Source organism: Pseudofrankia sp. EUN1h (assembly GCF_001854645.1).
Taxonomy (GTDB): domain Bacteria; phylum Actinomycetota; class Actinomycetes; order Frankiales; family Frankiaceae; genus Pseudofrankia; species Pseudofrankia saprophytica.
The window spans coordinates 1-3,730 of the sequence record NZ_MBLN01000086.1 but is presented as its reverse complement, the minus strand read 5'-3'; the positions used below and the strand labels follow the sequence as shown (position 1 = coordinate 3,730).

The 3,730-nt window shown below is 67.1% G+C and carries 4 protein-coding genes and 1 pseudogene; 3 read left to right on the top strand and 2 right to left on the bottom strand.

Annotated elements, in window-relative coordinates:
- Positions 1-898: toll/interleukin-1 receptor domain-containing protein (locus tag BCD49_RS34125; protein WP_131803618.1), on the bottom strand; the 898-nt coding region annotated here is incomplete at its 3' end.
- A gap of 266 nt (positions 899-1,164) precedes the next feature.
- Between BCD49_RS34125 and BCD49_RS34120 the strand changes: the two genes are divergently transcribed.
- Entirely contained in the window at positions 1,165-1,512 is a 348-nt protein-coding gene (locus BCD49_RS34120) for a hypothetical protein (protein ID WP_131803617.1), read from the top strand.
- Positions 1,513-1,684: 172 nt separating this feature from the next.
- Here the strand turns inward: BCD49_RS34120 and BCD49_RS34115 are convergent, their stop codons facing one another.
- Complete coding sequence (locus tag BCD49_RS34115; RefSeq protein ID WP_158072984.1) at positions 1,685-2,059, bottom strand: hypothetical protein; 375 nt, start codon at positions 2,057-2,059, stop codon at positions 1,685-1,687.
- A gap of 213 nt (positions 2,060-2,272) precedes the next feature.
- Here BCD49_RS34115 and BCD49_RS34110 point away from each other — a divergent pair.
- A pseudogene (locus BCD49_RS34110) lies at positions 2,273-2,854 on the top strand (UTRA domain-containing protein); the annotation flags it as partial.
- A complete protein-coding gene (locus tag BCD49_RS34105) occupies positions 2,851-3,507 on the top strand; it encodes a YdcF family protein (RefSeq protein ID WP_007518709.1) in 657 nt (218 codons plus the stop codon). The pseudogene BCD49_RS34110 and the gene BCD49_RS34105, both read left to right, overlap by 4 nt.
- Positions 3,508-3,730: the final 223 nt, after the last annotated feature.

Sequence of the window (3,730 nt, the reverse complement as noted above, 5' to 3'; positions counted from 1 at the left end):
TCGCCGTGGCGAGGGCGTGGGGGTGGTCGGCGTCCAGGACACTCCGCTGTCGCGTGAGGGTGTCTTCGGCGAGGGACCGAGCCGCCTGACAGTTTCCAATTCCGATCAGCGCGGCGACGAGACGGCCGGCGGTGTGGAGAGTGTCGGCGTGTTCGGCGCCGAGAACACGCCGACGTCGAACGAGGGTGTCTTCGGCGAGGGACCGAGCCACTTGCCAGTCGCCCAGTTCGACCAACGCCTTGGCTAGATCGTTCGCGGTGGCCAGAGTGTCGACGTGGTCAGCACCGAGCGTGCGGCGTTGATGGTTAAGCAGTTCCTCAAGGGTTTCGCGGTCGTTCGGAATAGCCGGTAGCGCGGGGCGGTCCGATTGATTGGCGGGATAGGCCGGTTCGTTGGCTGGAGCGTTGATTCGGCGTACGGGGAAGTCGGGGGGCACGGCGGGTTTGGCGCGGCCGGTGAGTGCGCGGTCAACGTGCTTGAGAAGGTGCTGGCTCGCTTGATCAGGATCCAAGTCGAACAGATCGATCGAGACGATCCCGCGTAGCAGCCCTGGCCGTCGGCAGTCCTCGACCCGTACGGGCAGCAGCTTACGCGCGAAGCCATGGGGATCCGCCGCGTGCGCGGCCTGCCACTCATTCTGGCCGTAGACCGAGGACAGGTAGGCGGTGGACAGCACGGCGACGGTGCGTCGGGCACCTTCCATGCCCTGCTGCATCCGGATCTGCCAGTTCGTCCCCGCGACGAAGTCCCATGCCTGGACGAGGACGCGGTAGCCCGCTGCTTCCAACTGCCAGGAGATCCACTCCGCCCACGTCTGATCAACTGCCGTGTAGGAGACGAAGAAGTCCCAGCCCTCGGAACTGCCTTCGACTGCGCCTCGGCCCCCTCTGTCGATCACACGACCAGTGTCCCATCAGCCCGCAACCACGTGGTGGCATCCCGACGGCGTACGGCGTCCGCCCGTAGCGGTCTTAAGCGCGGGTTGAACCTGTGCTAGCTGAAGCAAGCAGTCCGGGAGCGGCCTATGGCTCGCTTCCGCTGTCGTCTCGGCGCGGGCTAGGAGCCTGGACGTCGCGGCAGCCCTAGTCCTGGCGGCTGTCGCCGTACCGGCCAAGAATCCAGCGAGGCGCATTCTTTGCGAGGTAAGAATCATAAGACGGAGACGTGTTCGCTGCGCGATTTTCCTGGCTGAGATTTCGGGCGCCACCCCGCGCCACCCCGCGCGACCTGGCCGGGGCGGTCTCGATGCTGCCGGCGCCGTTCCTGGTCGACCACTTCGCGTCGCGGCCGGGCGGCAGGACGGCGGTCCCCCTGGTCTTTCAACAGTTCCTGGCCGGCGTCGGCGACACCGCGGCGGTCCCGGTCCGGCCGCCGTGCCCGGTGCATGACCTGGCCGACGCGCTGACCACGCCCGGCGACACCGGCGTTGAACGCGAGTCCCAGATCTGGTGCGGCGCTTCCAACGTCCATCTGCTGGACCCCGCCACGCTGGAAAGTAGGTCACAGACATGACTCCCGGGCCGCTGCCCACCGACGCGGGACCGCACAGCCTGCCCTACCTGTCGGCAGACGCTCACGCCACCCTCGACTCCTATATGGCGTATATGGCGTATATGGCGCTGATCATCGGCTACACCAACCATGTCCTCGTGATCACCAGGTTCCGAGTCGGCGAGGCGGACGTTCAGTGGCCGGAGGCCACGAACCTCAACAGCGCGACGAGGGCAACCTCGGCGACCAGCCCCGCGCACGCCTGCACGAACGGCGGGAGCCTGCGGACCGGTGCAAAGACCCGGACCAGCATGGTGGACAACACGGCGCCAGCCACTACCGGCAGCCCCAGCACAGCCGCCCCGAACACCAGCACGTCGTCTGACTGCGGTCCCCACACGGCGGGGTCGTCGGGCCTCCCCGCCAGCGGTACGTAGAGCACGAGAAACACGACCACGACCAGGCAGGCGCCGAGGGCCGCAGCCCACAAGAACGGCCACCAGTCCACGTCCCGCAGTGAGTACTCGGGCGCTCCCCACGATCGACGTGGGTAATCGGGGCCTCGCATGTCGTCGTCTCCGTCGGCCGACATGCCCTCATTCTCCACGATCGGTCTCTCCCGCGTCGTGGCAGATGCGGGTAGCCAGGTCAGCAGCGGTCGACGCCGACATAGATCGGATCAAAACGCTTGGCTGCGTGTCCGAACACCGACCGTCCAGTCCTTCCTAGGAAGGTTCCCCAGCGGTGACACAACCTTCCTAGGAAGCATTTAGACTCGGGCCGGCCTCGGCCGCCCCTGCGCCGGCTCGGCATCGATCGATACGACAAGGCGAAATGGCGTGACGCGGACGTGGTGGCCTTCGCGGCTGCTCGCGAGGCCTCCRGGCGATCGTGGGAGCCCTCCGACCAGACGCAGACGGTGAACCGGATTCCAGCGCCCGACAGAGTCGCCGCCACCCTCGGCCTACCGTCAGGCGCCCATGTGTACGAGCGCGCCCGAATAGTGCGCGAGCAGGGYGAACCCACCCACACGCTCACCAGCTACTACCGACCTGAGCACGTAAAGGGGACGCGCCTGGTCGACACGACCGCCGGACCGGCTGGACCAGGCGGTGGGTTCCGGGTCCTGTATGAACGAGGCCTCGAGATCGCCCGGATGGTAGAAGATCTCCACGCGAGGATGCCCACGCCAGAAGAGGTCACGACGCTTGAGCTGCCGCCCGGCGAACCCGTGGTCGAGCTGCACCGGACGACGTCCACCGCGGACGGAGTTGTCGTCGAATACGCCATCGGTATTCACGCCGCGTCCCGGTTCGCCTGGTCATACGAGTTCGACGTGCCCGACTCGGGAGCGCGCCGATGACCCCGACGCTGGCGCCCGCGATCCGTGGACCAGTGGAAGTGCTCTGGACCTACCACAACCTGCGGCACGAGCTGCGGACCGTGGATGTGGGCATCGGCCTCGGTAGCCACGACCTTGGCGTGGCGACCTACACCGCCGACCTGCACGAGCGTGGCCTGTTCCCGCTCATCGTGTTCACCGGGGCGAACGCCCCCACGACCATCGGCGCCTTCCCACGGGGCGAGGCGGTCCACTACCGTGAGCACACTCTTGTTCTCGGTGTCCCGGACTCGGCCGTTCTGGTCGAGCCGACCGCCCGCAACACCGGCGAGAACATCACCCGCTCCCACGACCTGCTGCGCGCCCGGGGCATCGAGCCGCAGTCCGTGATGTTGATCTCCCGGCCCTACCAACAGCGCCGGGCCTACGCCACCTGCCGCAGGCTCTGGCCGGACGTCGAAGTTCTCTGCGCCTCCCAGCCGCTCGCCCTGGACGACTACATAGCCAGCATCGGGGACGTCGGTCGGGTGGTATCGATGCTGGTCGGCGACACCCAACGGATCTGGATCTACGCAGAACGTGGCTACGCCATATCTCAGCCCGTTCCGCACGAGGTTCACGAGGCCTACCGCGCCCTCGTCGCAGCCGGCTACACGACCCGCCTGATCGCCTGATCCGGCTTCGGCCCGACTACCTCGACGACGCGCCAGCACTCGCCGGGTAATCGATCAGCCGATCCGCCCGGACACTGGCGACACCATCCTTCGCAACCAGAATCATGATCGGGCGGGATCGCCAGGGACAGAGCGAGGAACCCTAATTACTCAGGTCTCGCATCGGATCCGGTCATGGGTTGTGGGGCGGATCCCGGCTTCCCGCCCGCCACAGCCCATGGAT